This window comes from Amycolatopsis sp. NPDC045836 (genome assembly GCF_056431745.1).
Genome location: NZ_JBWKKF010000001.1, coordinates 20095 through 43488, shown reverse-complemented (window position 1 = coordinate 43488; position 23394 = coordinate 20095). Strand labels below are relative to the sequence as shown.

The following is a 23394-nucleotide window of genomic DNA, read 5'->3' as shown; positions in this document are numbered from 1 at the left end:
CAGGACGACCACCGCGCGAGGTGACCGCTCATGACCCAGCCGCCGAACCAGCCGGGACAGTGGTGGCAGCCCGGTGCGCCGCAACAGCAGCCGGACCCGGCAGGCACCCAGCAGTGGGGGCCGCCGCAGCCGGACCCCCAGCAACAGCAGTGGGCGCAGCAGGGGCAGTGGCCCCAGCAGCAGTACGGCGGCGGCTACCAGCAGCAGCCGTATCCGCAGATCGGGCCGCAACCGGCTCAGCCGCAGTGGCAGCAGCCGTACCCGCAGCAACAGCAGCCCGCGCCGGAACAGCAGCCCCAGTACGGCGGCGGTTTCCAGCCCTCGTCCAGCCAGTACGGCGGCCTGGGCGCCTTCGGTGACGACGCCGCGAAGCCGAAGAAGTCGAAGAAGAAGCCGCTGATCATCGGTGGCGTGGCGGTGCTGGTGCTGGCCGCGGGTGGCGCGGCGGCCTGGTTCGCCGGCGTGTTCAGCGGTGACGTGCTCGACCCGACCTCGGTCCAGAGCGGCATCACCACCGTGCTGAAGGACAGCTACGGCGAGCAGGACGTGCAGAACGCGCAGTGCCCGGACGGGCAGGAGATCAAGACGGGGCACACCTTCGACTGCGACGTGAGCGTGGCGGGGCAGCCGAAGAAGGTGACCATCCGGGTCCTCAACGACAAGCCCGAATTCGAGGTCGGCGCCCCCAAGTAGGGCTCTGGCAACGGCAAAGGGCCCCGACCGGAGTCGGGGCCCTTTGCCACGGGAGCATGCTCAGGCGAACATGTTCCCGACACCCTTGTCGGTCGCCTGGTAGCCGTCGGCGATCTGCGGCAGCGCGGTGGCGATGCGGGCCAGCAGGGCCTTCATCTCCTCGAGGGACTTGTTCCACTCGTCCTGACGCTGGTTCCACGCCTCCATGGCGTCACCGGTCCAGCTGTCGACCAGCGGAGCCAGCTGCGACTTGAGCTCCTCGAAGCGCGCCTCGAGCTCGCCACCGGTCTTGTTGCAGTCCTCGGCCGCCTTGTGGATCGTCTCGTAATTAACGACAATCGACATTTCTTACCCTCCGTTTGAAAGTCTGTGGATTTCCGGGAACGAGATCAGCCGTTGAGGATGGCGCCGAGCGCGGAGACCTGCTCCTTGACCTCGGTGTCCTGGGTGTCGTACTTGACACCGGACTGCTGCAGCATGTCGGCGATGTTCTGCAGCGCCTCGTTGATCTTGCGGGACTTCTCGTCGAAGGCTTCCATGACCTGGTTGAAGACCGTGGCGGCCTCGCCCTGCCAGCCCGCGCGGGTCTCCTCGATGTTCGCCTTCAGCGTGGCGAGGTTGGAGTCCATGTCGGCCTTGGTCTGCGAGACGTTCTTGTGCGCCTCAGCGAACAGAGCCGGATCTCCCGTGTAACCGCTGCCAGCCATGCTAGTGGCCCCCTTCGTTAGTGGATGTCCGTGCCAAGCTTGTTTGTTTGTACGGACCTACGACGCAGACCTTGCCATGGTTGGTTCCCCCTTGTCGCCACCTGTTCCCAAGTAGTTGCTTGCGTTAACGCGAGACCGGGGAACCGGGTGGAACCAGCCGATTCCACTGCCCGGCACAGCCGGGTGGAACCGTTGTGACACAAGGGTTTTAGCTCACTTGCGGGGGTCTCCGGGACGGGTTCCGTCCACCCTTCGCATGATTCGCTCTTGCGAAAAGTCCTCGTCTTCATCCCTCACCCGAGGGGACTTCGGCCGTTCCCTCTTGCGAATTGGAACCAATTCCGCGGGCGAAGGCAGATTCTCCACCGGAAGACCGTTGCGAACGCGAAAGCCGTTGGCCGCGGCGCGCAGGGCCGGACTGGTCGGCGTGGGGTCGGACCCGGCCATCCGGCGGGCCCGGAACTGCTGGGCGAGGGCCGCGTTCTCGGCCCGCTGCCGGTCGCTGCGGGCCTTCGCCTCCCCGGCGACCCGCTCCGAATGGGTGACGGCGTGCTGCACGGTGGCCCGGAACCGCGCCGCGGCGTTGTCCTCCACGGTTCAGCGCCCCGGGAGCGGGTTGGTCAGCACCAGGGTGCGCACGATCTGCTCACAAGCCGGCCCGACGCGGTCCTGGAAGCCACCGGCGTACTGGCAGCCGACGTGGATGCGAACGTCCCCCTTCGCCTCCACGTACCAGTCGACGTACCAGGTACTCACCCCGTCCGTCTTCAGCTGGCGGTAGTGGATGAGGCTTTTGCCCGCAAAAGCATGTCGGGGGTCGAAGGTGGGGTATTCCGCGGAGCGGGCGCGCACGGCGGACTCGATGTCCCGGATCAGCCGGTTGGGGTCGGCCGAGGCGTCGTAGTTGTTCGAGTACTCCTGGACGACGACGAGGTCCAGGCCGGACAGCGCCTCGGCGGGGTGCAGCTCGACCTTGCGCTCCTCCACCACCCCACCGGTCTGCGTCCAGTCCGACGGCGCCACGAACCGGTAGTTGTACTGCGCAATCGTCCGGCCGTCCTCACCTTGGTCGACCAGCAGGAGCGTGGTCACCAGCGCCGCGACGAGCAGCACGACCCCGCCGATCAGCCACGGCAGCCGACGCTTCCACCCGCCACCCTTCGACGGCTCGCTCGGCGGCACCACCGGCTGCCCGTACGGCGGCGACGGCGGCGGCTGGTGCACCGGCTGCAGCACCCGCACCGGCGGTGGATGCCCAGGTCCAGGGCCAGGCAACCTGCTTTTGCCCGCAGAAGCATGCGGGCGGGTGGGGTCGGGGGGGCGGACTATTTCGGTGCGTTGTTCGCCGAGGGGGCGCAGCGCGGGGGCGCGCATCGGGGTGGCGCCCGGCAGGGCACCGGTGCGGTCCGGGTCGATCAGCACCGCCCGCAGCGCCCCCCGCGCGACCACGGTCTCCGGCTGGTCCAGCGTGGTCGGCACCACCCCGGTCCGCTCGTGCACCAGCCGCGAGACCATCGGGATCCGACTCGACCCGCCCACCAGGAAGATCGCGGTCAGCTGCTTCGGCCGCAGGCCCGCCTCGTCGATCGCCGCCGCGGTGAGTTCGACCGCCCGCCCCAGCGGCGCGGCGATCAGCTTCTCCAGGTCCTCGCGCGTGACGTGCGCATCGGCGAAGGGCGGCGGCATCGGCACGTCGGTGTACGTGTGCCGCGAGAGCGTCTCCTTCGCGCCACGCACATCTTGCCGCAGAACCCGCCGCCGACGCCGGTCCGCCAGCTCTCGGCCTTCCACCAGCTGCCGCCACGCAGCCGGGTCCGAGCTGGACACCAGCCCGCCGACGTGCTCCAGCAGCGCCTGGTCGACGTCGGCACCACCGAAGCTCGGGTCGCCGCGCGTCGCCAGCACCTGGAACCCACCGCGCCGATCGGCGGGTCCCCGCGGCATCCGCCGCACCACGCTGACGTCGACGGTGCCGCCACCGAGGTCGAGCACGGCGATCGTCTCGCCGGGCTTCCCGCTGAACTCGACCGTCCGCTCCTGGTTGACCTCCGTCGCGGCGAAGGTCGCGGCGTGGAAGACCGCGGCCGCCACCGGCTCCGGCACCAGCGCCACCTCGTGCGCCAGCCGGCCTGCTGCTTGCCGCAGAAGCCGCGTGCGGATCGCGCCCCAGTCCGCGGGGTGCGTCAGCACCAGCAGGCCGACCTCGGCGCCACCCGCCACCCGCCGGGCCTCGTCGACCGCCCGGCGGAGCACCGCGTTGACCGCGTCCAGCACGCGCAGCACGGTGTCGCCGAGCAGCAGCTCACCCTCGTCGACGCGCCGCTTCGGGTTGGGCTCGAACCGGGACGGGTCGACGGCCGCCTGCCGCTCGGCCTCCTGGCCGACGAACAGCGTGCCGTCCGGCGCCGCGTAGACCGCCGAGGACATCAACGGCTGCCCGTCGACCACCACGACCTGCGGTTCGCGGCCGTTGATCGACGCCACGACACAGGTGCTCGATGTCCCGAAGTCCACCGCGACCCGCAAGGTCACAAACCGCTCCCGTGTTCATTCCGCCCAGCCGCACTCACTCGCCCGGCAGGAAGGCGACGTGCATCAGTTGCTTGCCGACCTTACGGCTGACCAGCGTGCCCCGGCCCGGCGGCATCTGCGACGGCTTGACGTTGCCGAGCAGCTGCCCCTCGTCCTTGGAGCCGTTCATGATGATGCCCGGCATCGCGATTTCCTTGAGCTTCCCGATCACCGGGTCGTAGGTCGACTTCGCGGCACCACCGCTGCGGCGCGCCACGACCAGGTGCAGGCCGACGTCCTTCGCCTGGGCCAGGAACTCCGACAGCGGCTTGAGCGGGTTGTTCGTCTGCGTCACCACCAGGTCGTAGTCGTCGACCAGGACGAACAGCTCCGGCCCGCTCCACCACGACCGGTTGCGCAGCTGGTCCGGTGTGACGTCCGGACCGGGCAGCCGCTTCTTCATCGACCCCGCGACGTCCTTCATCATGCCGTCCAGCTGGTTCGACGAGACCGCGTAACCGGCCAGCTGGCTGCCCTCGATGAAGCCGAGCATGGTGCGCCGGTAGTCGACCAGGATGACCACGGCCTCCTTGGCCGTGTACCGGTCGGTGATGCCCCTGGCGATGGTGCGCAGCAGGTTCGTCTTGCCCGACTCGCCGTCGGCGAACGCCATGAAGTGCGGGTCGGCGTCGAAGTCGAGGTAGACCGGCGAGAGGTCCTCCTCGTTGAGGCCGATCGGCACCAGCTTGGTGTTCCGCTTCGAGTCCTGGGCCAGCAGCTGGTCGTACGGGAACATCTCCGGCAGCAGCCGCACCTGCGGGGCCGGGCGCCCCTTCCACGCGGCCTTGATCTTCGCCACCGCGTCGGCCACCCCGGCACCGACGTTCTCCGGGTCGCTCGACCCGTCGACGCGCGGCAGGCCGGTGAGCATGTGCAGCTTCTCGCGGGTGAGCCCGCGGCCGGGGCGGCCGGCGGGCACGTTCACCGCGACGCGGCGGTCGATGTCGGACTCGCTCGGGTCACCGAGGCGGAGTTCGAACCGAGTGCCGAGCATGTCCTTGATCGCCGGGCGGATGTCCGCCCAGCGGTTCGAGGCGATGATCACGTGCACGCCGTAGGACAGGCCCTGGGTGGCGAGCTTGGTGATCTGCGGTTCCAGCTCGTCGAAGTCGTCGCGCAGGGCCTTCCAGCCGTCGACGATCAGGAAGGCGTCGCCGAACGGGTCCTGCTCCGGCTTGATCTCGCCGCGGCGCTGCCGGTTGCGGAACTCGTTCATCGAGTCGATGCCCATCGCGCCGAACCGGCCTTCGCGCTCGCTGACCAGCGTGGTCAGCTCGGCGACGATGCGGCGGGCCTTGTCCGGCTCGCGCCGGGCCACCGCGACCCCGCCGACGTGCGGCAGGTCGGCGAGCCCGGCGAGCGTGCCACCACCGAGGTCGACGCAGTAGAACTGCACTTCCTCGGGGGTGTGGGTGAGCGCCATGGACATGATCAGCGTGCGGAGCATGGTCGACTTGCCCGACTGCGGACCGCCGACCAGCACGCCGTGCCCGGCGGCGCCGGAGAAGTCGGCCCAGAGCGGGTCGCGGCGCTGCTCGTACGGGCGGTCGACGATGCCGAGCGGCACCTGAAGGCGGCCGTTGCCGAAGAAGCCGACCGGCGAGAGGCCGCGGTCCTCGGTCGGGTTGAGGTTCGGCAGCAGCGTGTCGAGGGAGCTGGGCTCCTTCAGCGGGGGGAGCCACACCTCGTGGGCGGGCGGGCCCTGCCCGATCAACCGGTTGACGATGACGTCGAGCTCACTCGGCTCGACCGCTTCGTCCGGTTCTGCTTTTGCCTGCTGAAGCACCGGCTCCGGTTCGGGCTCGGGTTCCTTCGGCAGTTCCACGAAGTCGGGCACGAAGAGCTGGGGTCGCTTGTCCGCCCGGACCACGGTCGCGCCGGGGGCGGCCATCTTGATGCCTGCCGGGCGGTAGGGCCCGGAGACGTAGGACGCCTTGAACCGGACCATCGTCGAGGTGTCGTACTTGAGGTACCCGCCACCGGGCACCGACGGCAGCTCGAACGCGTCCGGCACCCCGATCGCCGCACGCGATTCCGCGGCCGAAAACGTCTTCAGGCCGATCCGGTAGGACAGGTGCGAGTCGAGGCCGCGCAGCTTGCCCTCTTCGAGGCGCTGCGAGGCGAGCAGCATGTGCATCTGGAGCGAACGGCCCAGCCGGCCGATCGCCACGAACAGATCGATGAAGTCGGGTTTTGCGGACAAAAGCTCGGAGAACTCGTCGACCACGATGAACAGGGCGGGGAGCGGGTCGAGGTCGGCACCGTTCTCCCGGGCCTTCTCGTACTCCCAGACGTTCTTGAAGTTGCCGCCGTTCTTCAGCGCCTCCTGCCGCCGGTTCATCTCCCCGGCCAGCGCGTCCTTCATGCGGTCGACCAGCGTGACCTCGTCCGCGAGGTTGGTGATGACCGCGGAAACGTGCGGCGCGCCGTCGAGCCCGAGGAAGGTCGCACCACCCTTGAAGTCGACCAGCACGAAGTTCAGCGTGGTGGACGAGTGCGTGGCCAGCATGCCGAGCACCAGCGTGCGCAGGAACTCGGACTTACCGGAACCGGTCGCCCCGATGCACAGGCCGTGCGGGCCCATGCCCTCCATCGCGGCTTCCTTGATGTCCAGCTCGACCGGCTGGCCGTACTCACCGACGCCGAACGGCACGCGGTAGCGGTCGCGGATCGGCCGCGGGCGCCACGCCTGCTGCACGTCGAAGGTCATCGGGTCGCCGGGGATGCCGAGCAGTTCGAGCAGCGACGGGTTGGACAGCAGCGGCTCGTCCTCGTCGGCCTCCTGAGCCGCGGTCCCGATCCGGTACGGCGAGAGTTTGCGGGCTAAAGCTTCCGCCTCCACCAGGCTGAGGGTGTCGGGGCGGCCGAACCACTCGACGCCGCCGGCGCTGCGCGCCCCCAGCCGCTCCTCCTCGACGACCAGCCGGAGCCCGCGCCGGGCGGCCAGGTTGCCGATGGAGTCGCTCAGGTCGATCAGCGTCACGCCGACCAGACCCTCTTCCAGGATGATCTGCTCTTCCCTGGTCACGTCGGCGTCGTCGATGACGATCACCACGTGCGGCTGGTCCGGCGGCGGCGTCGCGTTCCGCGAGAACCGCTGCCGGTCCCGCAGCTCCTCGTCGAGCCAGGCTTCGATCTGGGCCAGCGAACCGGCCATCATGCGCAGCTGGCCGATGCCGTCGGACAGCGCCGGGTGCTGGACGTGGGGCAGCCACTTGGCCCACTCCCACTCCTCCTTCGCCCGCCCGGCGGTGGCGATCGCGATCAGCACGTCGTCCGGGCTGTGGAAGGTGACCATCTGCGCCAGCGCCGCCCGGGTCAGGCCACGGGTCAGCTCCTTGTCCCCCTGCATGCTTACGGCCGCGAAACCTCGCAGGGTGATCTGCGTGGGCAGGTCGGGGACGATCGAGTGCGCGCGCACGAACCGGCGCAGCGCGAGGGTGGCGATCGGCTCCAGTTCGTCGACCGGGCCGGTCTGCGGCGGCACCAGTCGCGTGGCGAGCCGGTGCGAGCTGCGGCCGACGCGCAGGTGCAGGAAGTCCTGGTCGTTCTGCCGCCGCTCCCACATCCGGCGGCTGGTGGCCAGCGACCACAGCGCCTGCGGGTCCGGGTGCACCCACTCCAGCGCGGCCCGCTGGTCGACCATCGCCTCGCGGGCCCGCTCCCGCATCTGCCCGAGGTACCGCAGGTAGTCCTTGCGGTCCTCGTTCATCTCGGCCTTCTTCTGACCGCCCCCGCGACCGCCACCGCCCGCCATCATGCCGACGGTGCCCATCACCATCATGGCGCCCATCATCAGCATCATCGGGTTGCGTCCACCGAGGGTGAACATGAAGATCATCATGCCGATGGAGGCCACGATCATGACCACCGGCAGCAGCTTCATCACGATGTTGCCGGGGATCGTCCGAGGCACCTCGGGCGGCGGCTCCAGGTGAACCTCGCCACCGGGTGGGCGCGGCGCGGCCAGCCGCGGCGACCGTTTGAACTGCAGCGTGCTCACCGAAGGACCCCTCTTCAACTCGGCGATTCCGGCCGCGAGGCAGACACGACCGGTCCACACGGTAGCGAACCGGACGGCCCCGGGGGTGCAGACCGCCCAACCTCGTCGCGGTTCGCGCGAACTACCCCCACGGGCACCGGAAGTGCGTTAATACTAGAGCCGCTCGCCGGCCGGGCCGGTCGTTCGGCCACGGGCGGGCGACGACGTGACGCGGGCGTTGGGTATAAGTAGCCCGCAGCATTCTCTTCCAGGCAGGGGGCACCAGTGGCGACGGGCACGACGGTTTTCAGCAGGGTGACGGTGGTCGCGCCGCGCACCCGCATCGACGTGGCACTGCCTGCCGACGTGGCGGTGGCCGACCTGCTGCCGATGCTGCTCGACATGGCCAAGGAGACCACCCCGGACGGCGGCGCCCGTCACGGCGGCTGGGCGCTGGCCAAGCTGGGTGACGCCCCGCTGGACCCCAGCCGCACGCTGGCGTCACTCGGCGTGATCGACGGTGAGCTGCTGCAGCTGCGCAAGCGCAACGAGAACCCGCCGCCGCCGCTGTACGACGACGTGGTCGACGCGATCGCCGAGTCGGACCCGGACAGCTTCCGGCCGTGGACCAAGGAGACCGCCCAGCGCATCGGCCACATCGCCGGCGGCCTGGCCCTGTTCTTCGCGGCGGTCGCGCTTTTTGCGGGCGGAAGCCTGTTCGGCGGCAGCGCGCTGGCGGCCGCGATCGCCGGTGGGGTCGGCTCGATCGCGTGCATCGCGCTCGGCGCCACCCTGGTCAAGGCGTACCAGGCGGAGTCGACCGGCGTGCTGATCGCCGCGGCGGGCGGGCTCCCGCTCGCCTTCGTCAGCGGGTTCTACATCGTGCCCGGTCTCGGGATCCGGGCGAACCTGCTGCTCGCCTCGGCGCTGGTGCTGATCGTCGCGTCGGTGGCGATCATGGTGATCGGCGCGGGCATCACCACCTTCATCGCCGCGGCCACCGCCGCCGCGCTGTGGTCGGTCGCCTTCCTGGTGGCGACCTTCGTCGCGCACCCGATGCCCGGCATCGCCGCCGGCACCGCGGCGGTCTCGCTGGCCTTCATCTCGATGCTGCCGAGGATCACCCTCCAACTGGCGAAACTGCCGCTGCCGCACGTCCCGGGCAGCGCGGAGGAGCTGAAGGAGGACTCGGGCTTCCCCGACTACACCGCCATCGAGCGGCGCACCGCGGTCGCGCACAACTACATGACCGGCCTGCTGATCGGCTGCGGTGCCACCGCCGCGCTGGCGTCGATCATCACCGCCACCGCGCCGAGCATCTTCGGCGTGATCATGGCCGTGGTCGCCACCCTGGTGCTGCTTCTGCGGGGAAGGGCATACGCCAACGGCAGCCAGGCCGTCGCCCTGCTGGCCACCGGCATAGTTTCCGCGGGCGGAATCCTGCTCGGCTGGCTCTGGACCGAGGACGGCATGGGCAGGCTGATCTTCGTGGCGGGCACCCTGGTGCTGGTCGCGGCGGGCGCCCTGGTGGTCGGCGTGATCTTCCCCGGCCAGCGCTTCTCACCGCCGCTTCGCCGCACGGTCGAGATCATCGAGGCGATCTGCATCGCCACCGTGCTGCCGCTCGCGCTGGCGGTGATGGACCTGTACTCGACGCTGCGCCACATCGACTTCCCGCGCTGAGCGGGAACCTTTAGGGGGAAGAAGTGCGTTCGTTCGGAACACCGGCGCGGGTGGCGACGGTGCTGCTCACCGCGACGATCGGAGTGCTGGCGCCCGGCCTGAGCCCGCTGACCGCGAGGGCGCAGCAGGGTTCCCCGCCCCCCGGCACCACTCCGGGAACCGCGCCGCTGACCCCGCCGCCGGTGGACGAATCCAAGGTCCCGGCCGCGACGAACCGGCCCGACAAGGCGTACGTGAAGAAGATCGAGTGCGTCTCGCGCGACCTCAACAACGACATCCCGCTGCCCGACATCCCCTGGGCGCAGAAGTACCTGCAGCTGGACAAGGTCCACGACCACATGCGGGCGGCGACCAACGGCCACGTCGGCATGACCCCCACCGGGGAGACCATCCGGGTCGCGGTGATCGACACCGGCGTGACGCCGCACCCCGCGTTCGGCAGGCCGGTGCAGGGCGGCGGCGACTACGTCAGCGACAAGAAGGGCCTCGAGGACTGCGACGGCCACGGCACCGAGGTCGCGGGCATCATCGGCGCCCGCAAGCAGGACGACATCGGGTTCATGGGCGTGGCCCCGGACGCGGAGATCGTGTCCATCCGGCAGTCCAGCCAGAACTACCAGGTCGACGACAAGACCACACCCCCGGCGGCACCGCCGCCCAGCGGGTCGCCGCCGCCGTCCGGGTCGCAGCCGCCGCCCTCGTCGGAAGAAGGCTCCGAGGAGCCCGGCACCGAGGAACCCGCCGAGTCGAGTGGCACCGCGGGCGCGTCGGCCTCGGACACCGTGCCGGGCCAGGGCAACCAGGGCCGGTCGCAGGGGCAGGGCGCGGGCAACCTGAGCACGCTGGCGCAGGCGGTCCGGACCGCCGCCGACACCTCCGGCGTCCGGGTCATCAACATGTCCGTGGACAACTGCCGACCTGCTTCTGGCGGCGGAATCACGCCGGACGAGCAGACCCTGCAGGCGGCGATCCGGTACGCGGTGAAGAAGGACATCGTCGTGGTCGCGGCGGCCGGCAACACCTCCGAGGCGTGCAAGCAGAACAACCAGCCGGACCCGAGCAAGCCGATCAACATCGTCAGCCCGCCGTGGTTCACCGAGGACGTCATCTCGGTGGCGGCGATCGACGAGACCGGCGGGGTGGCGGAGTTCAGCGTGAACGGGCCGTGGGTGACCGTGGCCGCGCCGGGTACGAAGATCATCTCGCTGGACCCGTCGGCGGGCGCGCAGATGGACGACTTCGCGAACCAGACGATGGAAGGCGACCAGGTCCAGGCGATCCAGGGGACGAGCTTCGCGTCGCCGTACGTGGCCGGGCTGGCGACGCTGATCAGGGCGAAGTTCCCGAACCTGAACGCGCGGCAGGTGATGAACCGGATCACCAGCACGGCGCAGCACCCGGGTTCACGCACCGGCCGGGACCAGTTCGTCGGCTACGGCGTCATCAACCCGATGGCGGCGCTGACCGCGGTCATCCCGGGCGAGGACAGGATCGCCCTGTCGACCCCGCACGTACAGCAGGTCCCGGCCCCGGTCGCCCTCCCGTCGGATCTTCCGCCCGCAAATGACGGAAACCGGACCCCGATGATCGTCGCCCTCTCAGGCGCCGCCGGCGGCGTGGTCGCCCTGCTGATCACCCTGTTCGTGGTGCACACCGTGCGCCGCAACCGCCCCACCCCCCAAAAACCCGCCTGACCCCACTCACAGGCTTCTGCGGGCAAAAGCAGGTCTCTAGGGGTCTCCTGGGAACCTGCTTTTGCCCGCAGAAGTCGTCAGGCGCCCTTCTCGGGCGGCTTCTTGCCCGGGTCCTCGCCGAGCACCGGGGGCGCGACCTGCTCCGGCTTGCCGAACAACTCGGCCGGGTCGGTGTTCACCCGGGTCTTCACCCGGTGCTCCTGGTTCCCGCCCTGACCGCCGGCCATGCCGCCCATCCCCATCGGCATCATGCCCCCCATCATCGGAGACCCGGTCGTCGCCGCGGCTCCCCTCGATGCGGCAGCGACACCCGGATTCGCGGCTACCGGCTCGGCCGGCGGCGCCCCCGCGGCCGTCTGGTTCCCACCAGACGGCGGTAGCGGCGGCACCGCCGTATCCGTTCCCACCGATCCCGCCCCAGCTCCACCACTCGCCGCCTGCTCCTGGCTCCCGCCCCCCGCCTTCTCGGCTGGCGGAGCCTCTGCCGCCTCACCGACCGGGGCCGCTGTCACAGCTGCTTCGGGCGGGTCTTGCAGCGCGAACTTCTCGCCAGGGAACTGGCTCTCCATCGCCACGCTGCGCTCGTCGGCGTCCTGACCCTGGACTCCGTCGCACAATCGGGCGAATTCCGCGAGCACCTCCCGCACCGAGTCGTGGAGGGCTTGCGTGGACTGCTGCACGTCGAGCAGGTGAGTCCTCGCCCGCTCCGTTCCCCCAACCGGCAGCATCGCGGCCTCGGACGCGACTTCTGCGGCATCAAGCACGACGTCGATCATCGTGCCGGTGATGCGCTCGATGGCGTCGGCTGTGTCGTCGAGCGCGTCGGCCATGGTGTTCATGGCTTCCTGCGCGGCTTCCCCCGCTGAGTTGATCTTGCCCATGTAGGCGACGAAGGCGTCGGCGTTCTCGCCCTCCCACCCCGCGTCCACCTTGCCGAGCGGCTCCGCCAACTCGTCCGTGATTCTGCCCGCAGAAGCCGCAGCCGCACGCCAACTCTCGGCTTCTGCCCGCATTTCCGTCCACTGACCGACGACGGGCACCAGATGCGCCTCGACGACGTCGGTAACGCCCAACTGCCTCGCCAGCTCGGACAGGAACTCGAGGTGCCCGCCCGGCCCCTCGCTCGCTGTCGGCGCCACCGCAGAAGCCTGCTCAACCCGCTGCGACACGCCCTCCACCTGCACCGACTCCACGGCGACCTGCTTTTGCCCGCTAAAGCCTGCGGCTGCGGCAGGTGGGGTGGCGGTGGCTCGTAGGCCCTGGAAGACGTCGGGTTCGGGGTCCGGGATGCCCATCAGGACTCCACCGCCTTCTTCAGCATCGACGCCGCGTCTTCCTCGCCGCCACCGTGCTGCCCGGCGACCTCCCGCAACGCTTCTGCGGCCGAAAGCAGGGCGTCTCGGCCGGTGGTGAGTTGGGTGTGCAGGGTGGCGGCGGCTCGTGCGTAGGCATCGGCCGCACCCACTTCCCGGCCCAGGACGCCGAAGTCCTCACCGGTCAGCGAATGCTCGGTCAGCGCCCCGTGCGCGGTGTCCAGGCCCGCCGCGGCATCTTCCACCGATCTCGCGTAATCGGCGACCACCTCGGCATCGACCCTGAACCCCGACACGACCACACCTCCGGACTCGACTGCCCAAAATTACTGCGGTGTGACGACGAGCCCCCACCTACGGTTCCGTCAGCCCCCCGCGCCACCGGCCTGCGGCGTCCCGCTCGGGAACGACCCCGCGGCCGGGTCCACCGGCACCGAGTCGTACGTCCGCTTCGCGTCGTTCACGTTCAACGTGGTCGCCGCCGCCGGCAGCAGCTTGAGGATGTTCTCCGGCGCCGGAGCCTGCGGATCCGTCCCGAACAACGCCTGCGCCGTCGCCAGGTCCGGCACGCCGTACCGCAGCCCGAGGTCCGAGACCAGCGAGATCGGCCCCGACGTGAACGAGTCCTTCGACTGCGCCGCCCGCACCACCGCGGCCCGCCCCGGCTGCATGTAGAAGCTGTCGATCTTCGTACCGTCCGGCGTCGCCTGGCCGACGGCGACCGGGGTCTGCCGCGCACCGTTGGCGTCCTTGGGGAACGGCACCTCGTTGCTCACGTACACCGCGGTGCGCTCGTCCTTGGCCGCGCCGTCACCCTCGGTCCGCCAGCCGAGGCACGTCGCCGGCGTGCCGCTCTTGATCGGGTCCAGGATCTGCGGCTTGAGCTTCGGGTAGGTGTCCACCTTCAGCGCTTCCGGCATGGACGGGGTGATCTGCTTGACGTTGGCGATCCGGTCCATGTTGACCGTGCGGACCTCTTTGTTCTGCTGGACCGAGGCGTTCGTGGTCCGGATGATGTCGCCGGCGACCTCGGAGATCTCCTGGATGCCGGTCGACTGGATCACCCAGAACTGGGTGTCGCCGCCAGAGGGCTGCGTCTTGAACACCGCGCCGACGGGCAGGCCGTCGATGTTGAACCCGGTGGTCGGCGTGCCCGCTCCCTGGATCCGCTGCTCGTTCAGCTGGTCGACCTCGGGAATGGCGTTGAGCAGACCGGTCGAGATCTTGCGGCCGTTGACCGTCACGCCCAGCGCCGCCTTGACCACGTTGCCCGGCGCGATCCGTGCCTTCACCACGCTGGCGTTGGGCTGGTTCGCGTGGTTGGCGAGCCGGTAGACGAGGTAGGTGGCCGCGTTGTCCCCGGTGACGAGCAGCGCCTCGCGGTCACCGAGTTCGCGGCCCATGCCGTCGGTCCCGAGGTTCGAAACACCGGCGAGCACGCTGGTTTCGCGGGTCGCCTGCTGCAGGCCGACGCTCTCCGGCTGGTTCGGGTCGATCCGCAGGAAGTCGCAGACCGCCCAGTGGTCGGAGATGCGCTGGTTCTTGTTCGGGAGGAGCTGGGGTGCGTTGACGATCCCCTGTTGCCGTCCGCGGGGGATGTCCTTCAGCTGTTCGTCGGGCACGACGGCGGCTTCGTAGAGCTTGGGGGCCGACGCCGCCTGCTGCTGGCCGGCCTGCTGACCGTCCTGGGGTGCCTGCTGCTGTTGACCGAGCAGCATCAGGCGGGCGGAGGTGAGGTTGAAGGTCGGGATGAGGCGGGTCGGGTTCTCCGTCTTCACGTAGATCTGCCCGGACTGCTCGCCGATGACTATGCCCGCAGAAGGTGGTTTCGGGGCCGGCTTGATGAAGCCGAAGATGATGAACCCGAGCATGCCGATGACGGCCAGCACCACCCCCACGATGGTGGCGCGCGAGTGCGTCCGCATGGGGTCGTGCAGCATCACGGCGTCCTTGCGGACCAACGCGGACTGCATCCTGCGCAGCACGAACTGATATGCCTGGACCTGAGACTTTGTTGTCGGTGTTGACGGCATTCTCGACCTACAGCTCTCCCACTCGCGGTACGGTTCCGCAGGATAGCCGCACGGGGACGGCTGGTGGTTGGTTTCTACCAACTCCAGCTAGTGTTCGACACTCCGGACTGGCTTTCCGGCGCAGTTGCAAGCACGAGGGGAAGAGAACGAGCGGATGTCGGTCACCACTCCTCCACGTCCACCTGGACCTCCGGGGCCGCCTCCGGGTTCGCCACCACCCCCGCCCGGCGGCCGTCCGCCCGGCCCGCCGCCGAGGCGTCCGGGAGGCCCAGCCGGTGGTCCTGGTGGTCCTGGTGGCCCCGCCGGGCCGCGGGGTCCGGGCGGACCCGGTGGCCCTGGTGGTCCGGGTGGTCCGGGTGGTCCCGGCGGACCTGGTGGCCCGCGGGGTCCGGGTGGTCCTGGCGGACCCGGTGGCCCCGGCGGTCCTGGTGGCGGTCCCCCGCCCGGCCCTCCGCCGCGTCCGCCCGCCGGTGGTCCCCCGCCGGCCGCGCCGGTTCGGATCGGTGCGGCACGCCGCCGCGCCATGGGCATCAACCTCGGTCCGTTGCCGGTGATGAACCTGGTCGTGGTCGAAGTCGGCCTCGCGATCGGGCTGGTGTTGCTGGCGATCAACGAAAGGCTGCTGTACGTCGCAATTGGTGTGACGGCCGTCGCTCTGGTGATCGCTTTCCTGCGCTGGGGCGGGCAGTGGTTCACCCAATGGGTGGGCCTGAGCCTGCGGTATTCGATGCGGTCGCACAGCCGTGTGGCGAACCCGACACCGCCGAGCAGCATCGAATCGATCGCGGCCGCCGAGGACGCGGTGACCGGTCCGGACGACCCGCGGGTGAACCTGCTGCGGTTGGTCGTGCCGGACCTCGTGGTGGCGCACGGGATGGACCACGAACGGCAGCAGGTCGGGCTGGCCTGGAACGACGGGACGTGGACCGCGGTGCTGCTGGTCGAGCCGGCGCCCGCGTTGATCAGCCAGGCCGGCGGGGCGCCGAGCCTGCCGCTGTCGGCGCTCGCGCCGTGCCTGGAGGACCGCGGTGTGGTGCTCGACTCGATCCAGGTGATCTGGCACTGCTACCCGGGGAGCGCGGCCCTGCCGTCGGACTCGCCCGCGTTGAGCTCGTACATGGAGGTCCTGGGTCCGCTGCAGGCGGCCGCACGGCGGACCACCTGGGTGGCGATCCGGCTGGACCCGCGGCGCTGCCCCACCGCGGTGCGCGAACGGGGTGGCGGCGTCGTCGGCGCCCACCGCGCCCTGATCGGTGCGCTTTCGCGGGTAAAAAACGCTCTCGAGTCCCAAGGCGTCCCCACCCGCCCCCTGGACCCCGACGAACTGCTCCGCGCCGGGCTTTCGGCCGCAGAATTGACCGCCGTCGCCGGCTCGGGCACCCGCGTCGCCCTGCAGGAGCGCAAGGACAGCGTGACTTCTGCGGGCATAGGCCACGCGAGCTACGCGATCAGCGGCTGGCCGAAGGGCAAGATCACCGGTACGCTCAACGCCCTGAGCAGCGTGCGCGCCCTCTCCTCCACCATCGCCATGTCGATCTCGCCTTCTGCGGACGAAGGCAGGATCGGCCTCCGCGGCGTGGTGCGCTTGAGCGCGCGGAATCCGCGCGAACTCGACGTCGCGTCCGACCGGATGAAGGCCATCTCGGATCGGCTCAACATCGACCTGACACTGCTGCGCGGTCGCCAGGTGGCCGGCCTGGCCGCCACGATGCCGATGGGAGGCACGGCATGAGCACGCGGATGCGCGACGCCGGCCAGAACATCGGCGTGGCCCCCGAGTTCTCCGTGGACCCGGCGATGCTCGACGCGGTCAGCCCGTCCGGTGATCGCGGCGGCATCGTGCTGGGCTCCGGCCTCAAGGACGAACCGCTGACCATCTCGGCGCTCCGCTCCACCCCGACCAGGATCGTGCTGGTGGGCGGGCTCTACCTGGCCCGGCAGGTCGCCCTGCGGGCGATGGCCGTCGGCGCCTGGGTCGTGGTCGCCACCGGACGCCCCACGGCCTGGCAATTGCTGGCAAAAGCAGCCGGCAACCAGCCCAACGGACGCCCGTCCCCGCTGGTGCAGATTCGCCGGCTCTCGCCGGTCGAGCTGCCCCGTCCCTCGGAAGACGCCCCGCTGCTGGTGATCACGGACGGCGGCCCGACGCCGCAGGACCTCTTTCCGCCGCGTTCGCCGTGGCAGACGACGGTCTACGTGCTGCCTTACCTGCACCCGCAGGCCGGGGCCACAGCCAACGCCGCCGATCTGGTCCTCATGCAGCGACTCCCGATCGGCCAGGCCGAACTCGCCGCGCGGATCTGGAACCTGCCGCCGCAGATGATGCGGCAGCTGACCACGCTGAAGGACGACCAGGTGGTGGCCCTGGGCCGCAACCTGTGGCGCCCCCTACGCCTGGTCACCACTCCAAAGGAACAACAACTCCTCGGCCCAGTCCGCCGAGGCGACTAACCCCACCCCGGGCGGGCATGCTTCTGCGGGCAGAAGCATGCCCGCCCGGCTTTTGCCCGCAGAAGACGTCCGGGGTGTGGCATAGCAAAGGGAGCGCTGGGGTGTGGATGCGCCGGGACGTTGTGGATAACTCGCGTGCGTTTGCCGCCACCGAGGTGGCTGTGTCGGTGTCGCTTTCCAGGATGCGGGCATGGTTACCAACACCGTCGCGCTCGATCGCGACCTGAAGGATGTCTTCCGCGGCTCGGTCGCGATCGCAGCCGGCCTCCTCACAAAGGCGCAGCTGCAAGGTCCCCAGTTCAGGCGGTTGTTCCAGGACGTCTACGTGCGCGCAGACGTCGAGGTCACACACGCCCTGAGATGCCGCGGCGCGACCTTGCGAGTACCTCCTGAGGCCGTACTCACCGGCCGCTCCGCAGCGACCGTCAAAGGTGTCAACCTCGCCAATCCCTACGATCCCGTCGAGTTCGTCGTTCCCGAGGCTGCTCGATTCGGGCCAGTGGCAGGAATGCGCATCCGACGGACGAACATCAAGCGAGCCGAGTCAGTGCCATGGGCAAACGCCCGAATCGCCCACCCGCTCCGTATTGCCCTTGACCTGGTCTTCCGCCATGCGCCCCGCGTTCGTGGCACCGTGCGCCGTCTGCGCACAGCCGTTCCTGACCTGGACATGTTCCTCCGGGAGTTCGAGGTTCGAGTCGAGAAACTCAAGGACGAGTGCCGGCGCCGACGAAACTGGGGTGTTCGCCTTGGCCGTCTGGCCCTGGAGCTCGTCGACAAGAAGGCGGAGTCACATCCGGAGTCCGAGCTGCGGGTTGTCTTACGAGCCGGCGGCTTCCGCCCCACGGTCCAATTGAACGTGCACGACGATGGAGAATTCCTCGCCCGCCTGGACCTCGCTATCGAGGAAGAGAAGATAGCCGTCGAATACGACGGCAAATACCATAACAGTCCGTTGCAACAACGACATGACGAGAAGCGGCGGCGGAAGTTACTGAAAGCTGGTTGGCGATTCGTCATCGTGAGAGCAGAGGATCTCGCCGGCAACCACCAAGCCATTCTGGAGCGCATTCAACTCGCACGGCGCGGCGTGGCCTGAGCTATGAGATAGAGTCCTTTGTTCGAACGTTGCGGGTCTGTTCAGCACGCGTGGCAAGTTCGTCGTCCGGCGGATAATCGACCCCGACGAGGGTCAGTCCGTGTGCAGGCGCGACGGCACTGTCTCGCACACCCAAGCCCAGTTGCTGACGAGGCCAGTCAGGGTTCTTGCGTCCGTCACCTACCAGCAGGAGGGCGCCGACGAGGCTGCGGACCATCGAATGGCAGAACGCGTCCGCCGAAACCTCAACCTCAACTGAATACTCCGCCACACGGCGCCAGACCAGCCGCTGCAACTCGCGGATGGTGGTGCCGCCCTCGCGCTGTTTGCAGAAAGCAGCGAAGTCGTGGAGACCGAGCAGTTCGGCAGACGCCTCGTTGAGCCGATCCACATCCAGTGGGCGGCCCCAGGCGAGCGTGTCGTACCGCCGCAAGGGATCGACACCCCAAGGGGCGTCTGAGACCCGGTAGAGGTAGTGCCTGCGAACCGCGGAGAAGCGGGCGTCGAAGCCGGTCGGGGCGACCGTCGCGGCGAGCACACGCACGTCCGGCGGCAGGTGCCTGTTCCAGCGATGGCGCATCCGCTCAAGATCAGGCACACCACGCTCATCCACCGGAATCCGAGTCGGCATGCTTTTGCCCGCAAAAGGCTGGGCGTCGAGGTGGAGGACTTGGGCGGCGGCGTGGACGCCGGCGTCGGTGCGGCCGGCGACGACTACGGAACGTGGGACGGCTACACCTGGGGGTTGCTTGGCGAGGGTGTCTTCGAGCACGCCCTGAACTGTGCGCCGACCTGGTTGTTTGGCCCAGCCGGAGAAGTTTGTGCCGTCATAAGACACTTCCAGGCGCAGACGGACGAGCCCGCCCTCCCCGGGGGGAGTGGCGGGCTCGTCCGGGACGTCTGCAGCCGTCAGGACTGGTCCTTCTTCTCTGCGCTTTCGCCCGCAGAAGCCGCGGTGTCGTCGGCGCCTTCGGCGGGGGCGGGGGTGGCGTCCTTGGTGGCCGACTCGGGCGCTTCGGCGTCCTGGTCGGTCTCCGCGGCCTCGGCGTCGGCCTTGGTCTCCTCGGCCGGGGCCTCCGCGGTCTTCGGGGCCTCGTCCTTGGCGAACTTGGTCTTGCGCGCGGCCTGGGCCTCCGCGGTCACGGTCTTCTCCGCCACCAGCTCGATGACCGCCATCGGGGCGTTGTCGCCCTTGCGCGGCATCGTCTTGGTGATGCGGGTGTAACCACCGGCGCGGTCCTCGAACCCGGGGCCGATCTCGGCGATCAGCTTGTGCACGACCGACTTGTCGCGGATGATCTTCTGGATCTGCCGCCGGTTGTGCAGGTCACCGACCTTGGCCTTGGTGATCAGCCGCTCGGCCAGCGGGCGCACCCGGCGCGCCTTGGCCTCGGTCGTGGTGATCCGGCCGTGCTCGAACAGCGAGGTGGCCAGGTTGGCCAGCAGGTGCCGCTGGTGCGCGGCCGACCCGCCGAGACGGGCTCCCTTGGTGGGGGTGGGCATCGGTTCTCCTAGTTCAGCTTCTCAGCCACGGAACCAGGTCGCTCCGATGCGTCACCACATCGGAGCGACCACCGGTCCTACAGCTGCTCCGTCTCTGCGTAGTCCTGGCCATCGTCGTGGCCGTTGTCCGAAATACCGTCGGTGATCCCGCCAACGCCCTCGGACCAGCCCTCGCCGTCGTAGCTGGTCGCGGCCGCGGTCGGGTCGAACCCGGGCGGGCTGTCCTTGAGCGCGAGGCCCAGGCCGACGAGCTTCAGCTTGACCTCGTCGATGGACTTCGCACCGAAGTTGCGGATGTCGAGCAGGTCTGCTTCTGACCGCGAAACCAGCTCGCCGACCGTGTGGATCCCCTCGCGCTTGAGGCAGTTGTAGGACCGCACGGTCAGGTCGAGGTCCTCGATCGGCATCGCGTAGGCGGCGATGGTGTCCGCTTCCTGCGGCGACGGGCCGATCTCGATGCCCTCGGCGTCGACGTTGAGCTCGCGGGCCAGGCCGAACAGCTCGACCAGTGTTTTGCCCGCAGAAGCCACGGCGTCGCGGGGGGTGATGGACGGCTTGGTTTCGACGTCCAGGATGAGCTTGTCGAAGTCGGTGCGCTGCTCGACACGGGTGGCCTCGACCTTGTAGGTCACCTTGAGCACCGGCGAGTAGATCGAGTCGACCGGAATCCGGCCGATCTCGGCGCCGGCCTGCTTGTTCTGCAGGGCGGGCACGTAACCCCGGCCGCGCTCGACGACCAGTTCGATCTCCAGCTTGCCCTTGCCGTTCAGCGAGGCGATGTGCAGATCCGGGTTGTGCACGGTGACCCCGGCCGGCGGCACGATGTCCGCGGCGGTGACCTCACCAGGGCCCTGCTTGCGCAGGTACATGGTGACCGGCTCGTCCTCCTCGGAGCTGACGACCAGCTCCTTCAGGTTCAGGATGATGTCGGTGACATCCTCCTTCACCCCGGGAACGGTGGTGAACTCGTGCAGCACCCCGTCGATGCGGATGCTGGTGACCGCCGCGCCCGGGATGGACGACAGCAGCGTGCGCCGCAGCGAGTTGCCGAGCGTGTAGCCGAAACCGGGCTCGAGCGGCTCGATGGTGAACCGGGACCTGGTTTCGTTGACCGTCTCTTCGCCGAGAGCCGGCCGCTGGGAAATCAGCACTTTCCTTCTCCTTGTCCTGCCGGCGCCCGCCATATGACGCCGAAAGGGGTGGCGTGGCGGCGGCGCACTCCGGGCGCCGCCGCCCGATCACCGCCGGGCTCCAGCCCGGCCGGGATCACTTCGAGTAGAGCTCGACGATCAGCTGTTCCTGAACCGGAACGTCGATCTGGGCGCGCTCGGGCAGCTGGTGCACCAGCACCCGCAGGTTCGACTGGACGACCTGCAGCCACGCCGGGACGGGGCGCTCGCCGAAGGACTCCTTCGCCGCCACGAACGGCAAGGTGCCCATCGACTTCGGCTTGACGTCGATGATGTCGAACTTCGAGACCTGGAAGCTCGGCACGTTGACCTTCTTGCCGTTGACCAGGAAGTGGCCGTGGCTCACCAGCTGGCGGGCCTGACGGCGCGTCCGGGCGATGCCGGCGCGGTAGATCACGTTGTCGAGCCGGGACTCCAGGATCTGGAGCAGGTTCTCACCGGTCTTGCCGGTGCGGCGCACGGCGTCCTTGTAGTAGCGGACGAACTGGCGCTCGAGCACGCCGTAGGTGTAGCGAGCCTTCTGCTTCTCCTGCAGCTGGAGCAGGTACTCGCTCTCCTTGATGCGCCCGCGGCCGTGCTGGCCGGGCGGGTACGGGCGACGCTCGAAAGCCTGGTCGCCGCCGATGAGGTCAACCTTGAGGCGACGGGAAATACGCGTCGCCGGGCCGGTGTAACGAGCCATTTCTGCTTACTCCTCCCCGTTCCTCAGACCCGGCGCCGCTTGGGCGGGCGGCAGCCGTTGTGGGGCTGCGGGGTCACGTCCTGGATGGTGCCGACCTCGAGACCCGCGGCCTGCAGCGAGCGGATCGCGGTCTCGCGGCCCGAACCCGGGCCCTTCACGAACACGTCGACCTTCTTCATGCCGTGCTCGGCGGCCTTGCGGGCCGCGTTCTCGGCGGCCATCTGCGCGGCGAACGGGGTCGACTTGCGGGAACCCTTGAAACCGACGTGGCCGGAGGAGGCCCAGGAGATCACCGCGCCGGTCGGGTCGGTGATCGAGACGATGGTGTTGTTGAAGGTGCTCTTGATGTGCGCGTGGCCGTGGGCCACGTTCTTCTTTTCCTTGCGCCGGACCTTCTTGGCCCCGGCGGTACGAGACTTCGGTGGCATGTCTGGGTGATTCTCCTCGGTTAGCGCGAGTTCTCTTGGTGAGCGGCGGCCGCTTCACGCTGCCCGCGCCGGATCACGGAACCGGCGTCGGTGTACAGCTGGCGGAGCGCCATCGGGCGGGCGTAGAGAGCAGACGGTGAAACGCACGAAACCGTGCCGCGGCGCCGGGCGCCGCCGATGTGCACGACCTTCTTGCCCCGAATGCTCACTTCTTGCCAGCCTTCTTCTTGCCGGCGACCGTCTTCTTCGGACCCTTGCGGGTGCGGGCGTTGGTCTTGGTCCGCTGCCCACGGACGGGAAGCCCGCGGCGCCACCGCAGACCCTCGTAGCACCCGATCTCGATCTTCCGACGGATGTCGGCGTTCACCTCGCGGCGAAGGTCACCCTCGACCTTGAAGTTCTCGTCCAGGTAGTCCCGCAGCTTGAGCAGGTCGTCGTCGCTGAGGTCCTTCACGCGGGTGTCCGCGTTCAGCTCGGCGGCGGCGATCATCTGCTTGGAGCGGGTACGGCCGATGCCGTAGATGTAGGTCAGCGCGATCTCCAGCCGCTTTTCGCGGGGGAGGTCTACGCCAGCGAGTCGTGCCATTGGCGCTGGTGCTCCTTGTCTGGTTTCGTCTCTTCAGGTCTGCTCCCCGCCCGGTCCCGGGACCGACTCGCTGTCGATCCGGCGGCTTGCGCCTCCGGTGTCCCGGCCCCGGCCTGAAGTCCGGGGGTGAACCGGGCCGCTGGGCGGCCCGGCAGGTGCGGGGAGAGTTGGTTTGCCGTCAATCCACTCTTCGACGAGCGGGTGATCAGCCCTGCCGCTGCTTGTGCCGCAGGTTCTCGCAGATCACCATGATCCGGCCGTGGCGGCGGATCACCTTGCACTTGTCGCAGATCTTCTTGACGCTCGGCTGGACCTTCACGTCTCCTGCTTTCCTGCTTGTACTCGTTGCGCCGTGATCACTTGTAGCGGTAGACGATGCGACCACGGGACAAGTCGTAGGGCGAGAGCTCCACGACAACCCTGTCCTCGGGCAGGATGCGGATGTAGTGCTGCCGCATCTTGCCGCTGATGTGTGCAAGGACCTTGTGGCCGTTCTCCAACTCGACGCGGAACATCGCGTTGGGAAGCGGCTCGATTACGCGGCCTTCGACCTCGATGGCCCCGTCCTTCTTGCCCATGTCCTCCGCGTTTCGTGATTGGTTGAGCGGTGAGTGCTTGCGTTGGTGCCCGGCGCACGCGCCGCCCCGACTCCGATGCCGCAAGAATTCACGCGCGCTGGAACCGGCGAGATGAGTACGCCGACTTGACAGTGTACGCAAGCCGTGTCGCGACACCCAACCGGGGGTTGACCGTGTTAGGTCACATCGCGGCCGGGCGCT

At 69.1% G+C, this 23394-nt stretch carries 24 protein-coding genes; 6 read left to right on the top strand and 18 right to left on the bottom strand.

The annotated features are described in order from the left end of the window. The first annotated feature begins 30 nt into the window (after positions 1–30). Positions 31–693 (top strand): DUF4333 domain-containing protein, encoded by a 663-nt coding sequence (locus AC07EG_RS00275; protein ID WP_478250746.1) that lies wholly within the window; start codon positions 31–33, stop codon positions 691–693. Positions 694–753: 60 nt separating this feature from the next. Here the strand turns inward: AC07EG_RS00275 and AC07EG_RS00270 are convergent, their stop codons facing one another. From AC07EG_RS00270 to eccCa, 5 genes are all read right to left on the bottom strand, one after another. Beyond that, the gene (locus AC07EG_RS00270) at positions 754–1038 is read right to left on the bottom strand and encodes a WXG100 family type VII secretion target (RefSeq protein WP_478250745.1); all 285 of its coding nucleotides are present in this window, start codon (positions 1036–1038) and stop codon (positions 754–756) included. Between the two features lie 44 nt (positions 1039–1082). Next, positions 1083–1400 carry a WXG100 family type VII secretion target gene (locus AC07EG_RS00265; RefSeq protein WP_478250744.1) on the bottom strand — a complete coding sequence of 106 codons (318 nt, stop codon included), beginning with the start codon at positions 1398–1400 and terminating at the stop codon, positions 1083–1085. Positions 1401–1613: 213 nt separating this feature from the next. Beyond that, positions 1614–1994, bottom strand: a complete 381-nt coding sequence (locus tag AC07EG_RS00260) for a hypothetical protein (protein WP_478250743.1) — start codon at positions 1992–1994, stop codon at positions 1614–1616. Positions 1995–1997: 3 nt separating this feature from the next. Continuing rightward, positions 1998–3932 carry a type VII secretion-associated protein gene (locus AC07EG_RS00255; RefSeq protein WP_478250742.1) on the bottom strand — a complete coding sequence of 645 codons (1935 nt, stop codon included), beginning with the start codon at positions 3930–3932 and terminating at the stop codon, positions 1998–2000. Positions 3933–3966: 34 nt separating this feature from the next. Continuing rightward, positions 3967–7974: a type VII secretion protein EccCa gene (eccCa, locus tag AC07EG_RS00250; protein ID WP_478250741.1), complete on the bottom strand. Its 4008-nt coding sequence runs from the start codon at positions 7972–7974 to the stop codon at positions 3967–3969. A gap of 294 nt (positions 7975–8268) precedes the next feature. Between eccCa and eccD the strand changes: the two genes are divergently transcribed. Further along, positions 8269–9636, top strand: coding sequence for a type VII secretion integral membrane protein EccD (gene eccD / locus AC07EG_RS00245; protein ID WP_478250740.1), 1368 nt, complete (start codon positions 8269–8271; stop codon positions 9634–9636). 23 nt (positions 9637–9659) lie between these two features. Continuing rightward, positions 9660–11330, top strand: coding sequence for a type VII secretion-associated serine protease mycosin (locus AC07EG_RS00240; protein WP_478250739.1), 1671 nt, complete (start codon positions 9660–9662; stop codon positions 11328–11330). A gap of 77 nt (positions 11331–11407) precedes the next feature. Here the strand turns inward: AC07EG_RS00240 and AC07EG_RS00235 are convergent, their stop codons facing one another. The 4 genes from AC07EG_RS00235 to AC07EG_RS00220 all read right to left on the bottom strand — a co-directional run bounded on the left by AC07EG_RS00235 (position 11408) and on the right by AC07EG_RS00220 (position 15188). Then, positions 11408–12625, bottom strand: a complete 1218-nt coding sequence (locus AC07EG_RS00235) for a WXG100 family type VII secretion target (protein ID WP_478250738.1) — start codon at positions 12623–12625, stop codon at positions 11408–11410. Beyond that, on the bottom strand, positions 12625–12939 hold the full coding sequence (locus AC07EG_RS00230) for a hypothetical protein (protein WP_478250737.1): 315 nt from the start codon (positions 12937–12939) through the stop codon (positions 12625–12627). The genes AC07EG_RS00235 and AC07EG_RS00230 overlap by 1 nt, the downstream gene beginning before the upstream one ends. Before the next feature lie 69 nt (positions 12940–13008). Continuing rightward, complete coding sequence (gene eccB, locus AC07EG_RS00225; protein ID WP_478250736.1) at positions 13009–14676, bottom strand: type VII secretion protein EccB; 1668 nt, start codon at positions 14674–14676, stop codon at positions 13009–13011. A gap of 161 nt (positions 14677–14837) precedes the next feature. Then, positions 14838–15188, bottom strand: a complete 351-nt coding sequence (locus AC07EG_RS00220) for a hypothetical protein (protein WP_478250735.1) — start codon at positions 15186–15188, stop codon at positions 14838–14840. Between the two features lie 38 nt (positions 15189–15226). On the opposite strand from AC07EG_RS00220, the gene eccE reads away from it, so the two are divergent. From eccE to AC07EG_RS00205, 3 genes are all read left to right on the top strand, one after another. Beyond that, the gene (gene eccE / locus AC07EG_RS00215) at positions 15227–16408 is read left to right on the top strand and encodes a type VII secretion protein EccE (protein WP_478251206.1); all 1182 of its coding nucleotides are present in this window, start codon (positions 15227–15229) and stop codon (positions 16406–16408) included. Continuing rightward, positions 16405–17127 (top strand): hypothetical protein, encoded by a 723-nt coding sequence (locus AC07EG_RS00210; RefSeq protein ID WP_113695910.1) that lies wholly within the window; start codon positions 16405–16407, stop codon positions 17125–17127. Before eccE ends, AC07EG_RS00210 begins: the two co-directional genes overlap by 4 nt. Positions 17128–17317: 190 nt before the next feature. Then, on the top strand, positions 17318–18226 hold the full coding sequence (locus AC07EG_RS00205; RefSeq protein ID WP_478250734.1) for an endonuclease domain-containing protein: 909 nt from the start codon (positions 17318–17320) through the stop codon (positions 18224–18226). Between the two features lies 1 nt (position 18227). On the opposite strand, the gene truA is transcribed toward AC07EG_RS00205, so the two are convergent. From truA to infA, 9 genes are all read right to left on the bottom strand, one after another. Further along, the gene (gene truA / locus AC07EG_RS00200) at positions 18228–19070 is read right to left on the bottom strand and encodes a tRNA pseudouridine(38-40) synthase TruA (RefSeq protein WP_478251205.1); all 843 of its coding nucleotides are present in this window, start codon (positions 19068–19070) and stop codon (positions 18228–18230) included. Positions 19071–19135: 65 nt separating this feature from the next. Continuing rightward, a complete protein-coding gene (gene rplQ, locus AC07EG_RS00195) occupies positions 19136–19729 on the bottom strand; it encodes a 50S ribosomal protein L17 (RefSeq protein ID WP_478250733.1) in 594 nt (197 codons plus the stop codon). Between the two features lie 77 nt (positions 19730–19806). Further along, entirely contained in the window at positions 19807–20880 is a 1074-nt protein-coding gene (locus AC07EG_RS00190; RefSeq protein WP_153035983.1) for a DNA-directed RNA polymerase subunit alpha, read from the bottom strand. 115 nt (positions 20881–20995) lie between these two features. Next, on the bottom strand, positions 20996–21601 hold the full coding sequence (rpsD, locus tag AC07EG_RS00185) for a 30S ribosomal protein S4 (RefSeq protein WP_478250732.1): 606 nt from the start codon (positions 21599–21601) through the stop codon (positions 20996–20998). A gap of 23 nt (positions 21602–21624) precedes the next feature. Beyond that, positions 21625–22029, bottom strand: coding sequence for a 30S ribosomal protein S11 (gene rpsK / locus AC07EG_RS00180; RefSeq protein WP_091505007.1), 405 nt, complete (start codon positions 22027–22029; stop codon positions 21625–21627). 20 nt (positions 22030–22049) lie between these two features. Further along, positions 22050–22238, bottom strand: coding sequence for a hypothetical protein (locus AC07EG_RS00175; RefSeq protein ID WP_478250731.1), 189 nt, complete (start codon positions 22236–22238; stop codon positions 22050–22052). Beyond that, complete coding sequence (gene rpsM / locus AC07EG_RS00170) at positions 22235–22615, bottom strand: 30S ribosomal protein S13 (protein ID WP_478250730.1); 381 nt, start codon at positions 22613–22615, stop codon at positions 22235–22237. The genes AC07EG_RS00175 and rpsM overlap by 4 nt, the downstream gene beginning before the upstream one ends. Before the next feature lie 205 nt (positions 22616–22820). Then, on the bottom strand, positions 22821–22934 hold the full coding sequence (gene rpmJ / locus AC07EG_RS00165) for a 50S ribosomal protein L36 (RefSeq protein ID WP_004558882.1): 114 nt from the start codon (positions 22932–22934) through the stop codon (positions 22821–22823). Between the two features lie 37 nt (positions 22935–22971). Beyond that, a complete protein-coding gene (gene infA, locus AC07EG_RS00160) occupies positions 22972–23193 on the bottom strand; it encodes a translation initiation factor IF-1 (RefSeq protein WP_009948665.1) in 222 nt (73 codons plus the stop codon). Between the last annotated feature and the right edge of the window lie 201 nt (positions 23194–23394).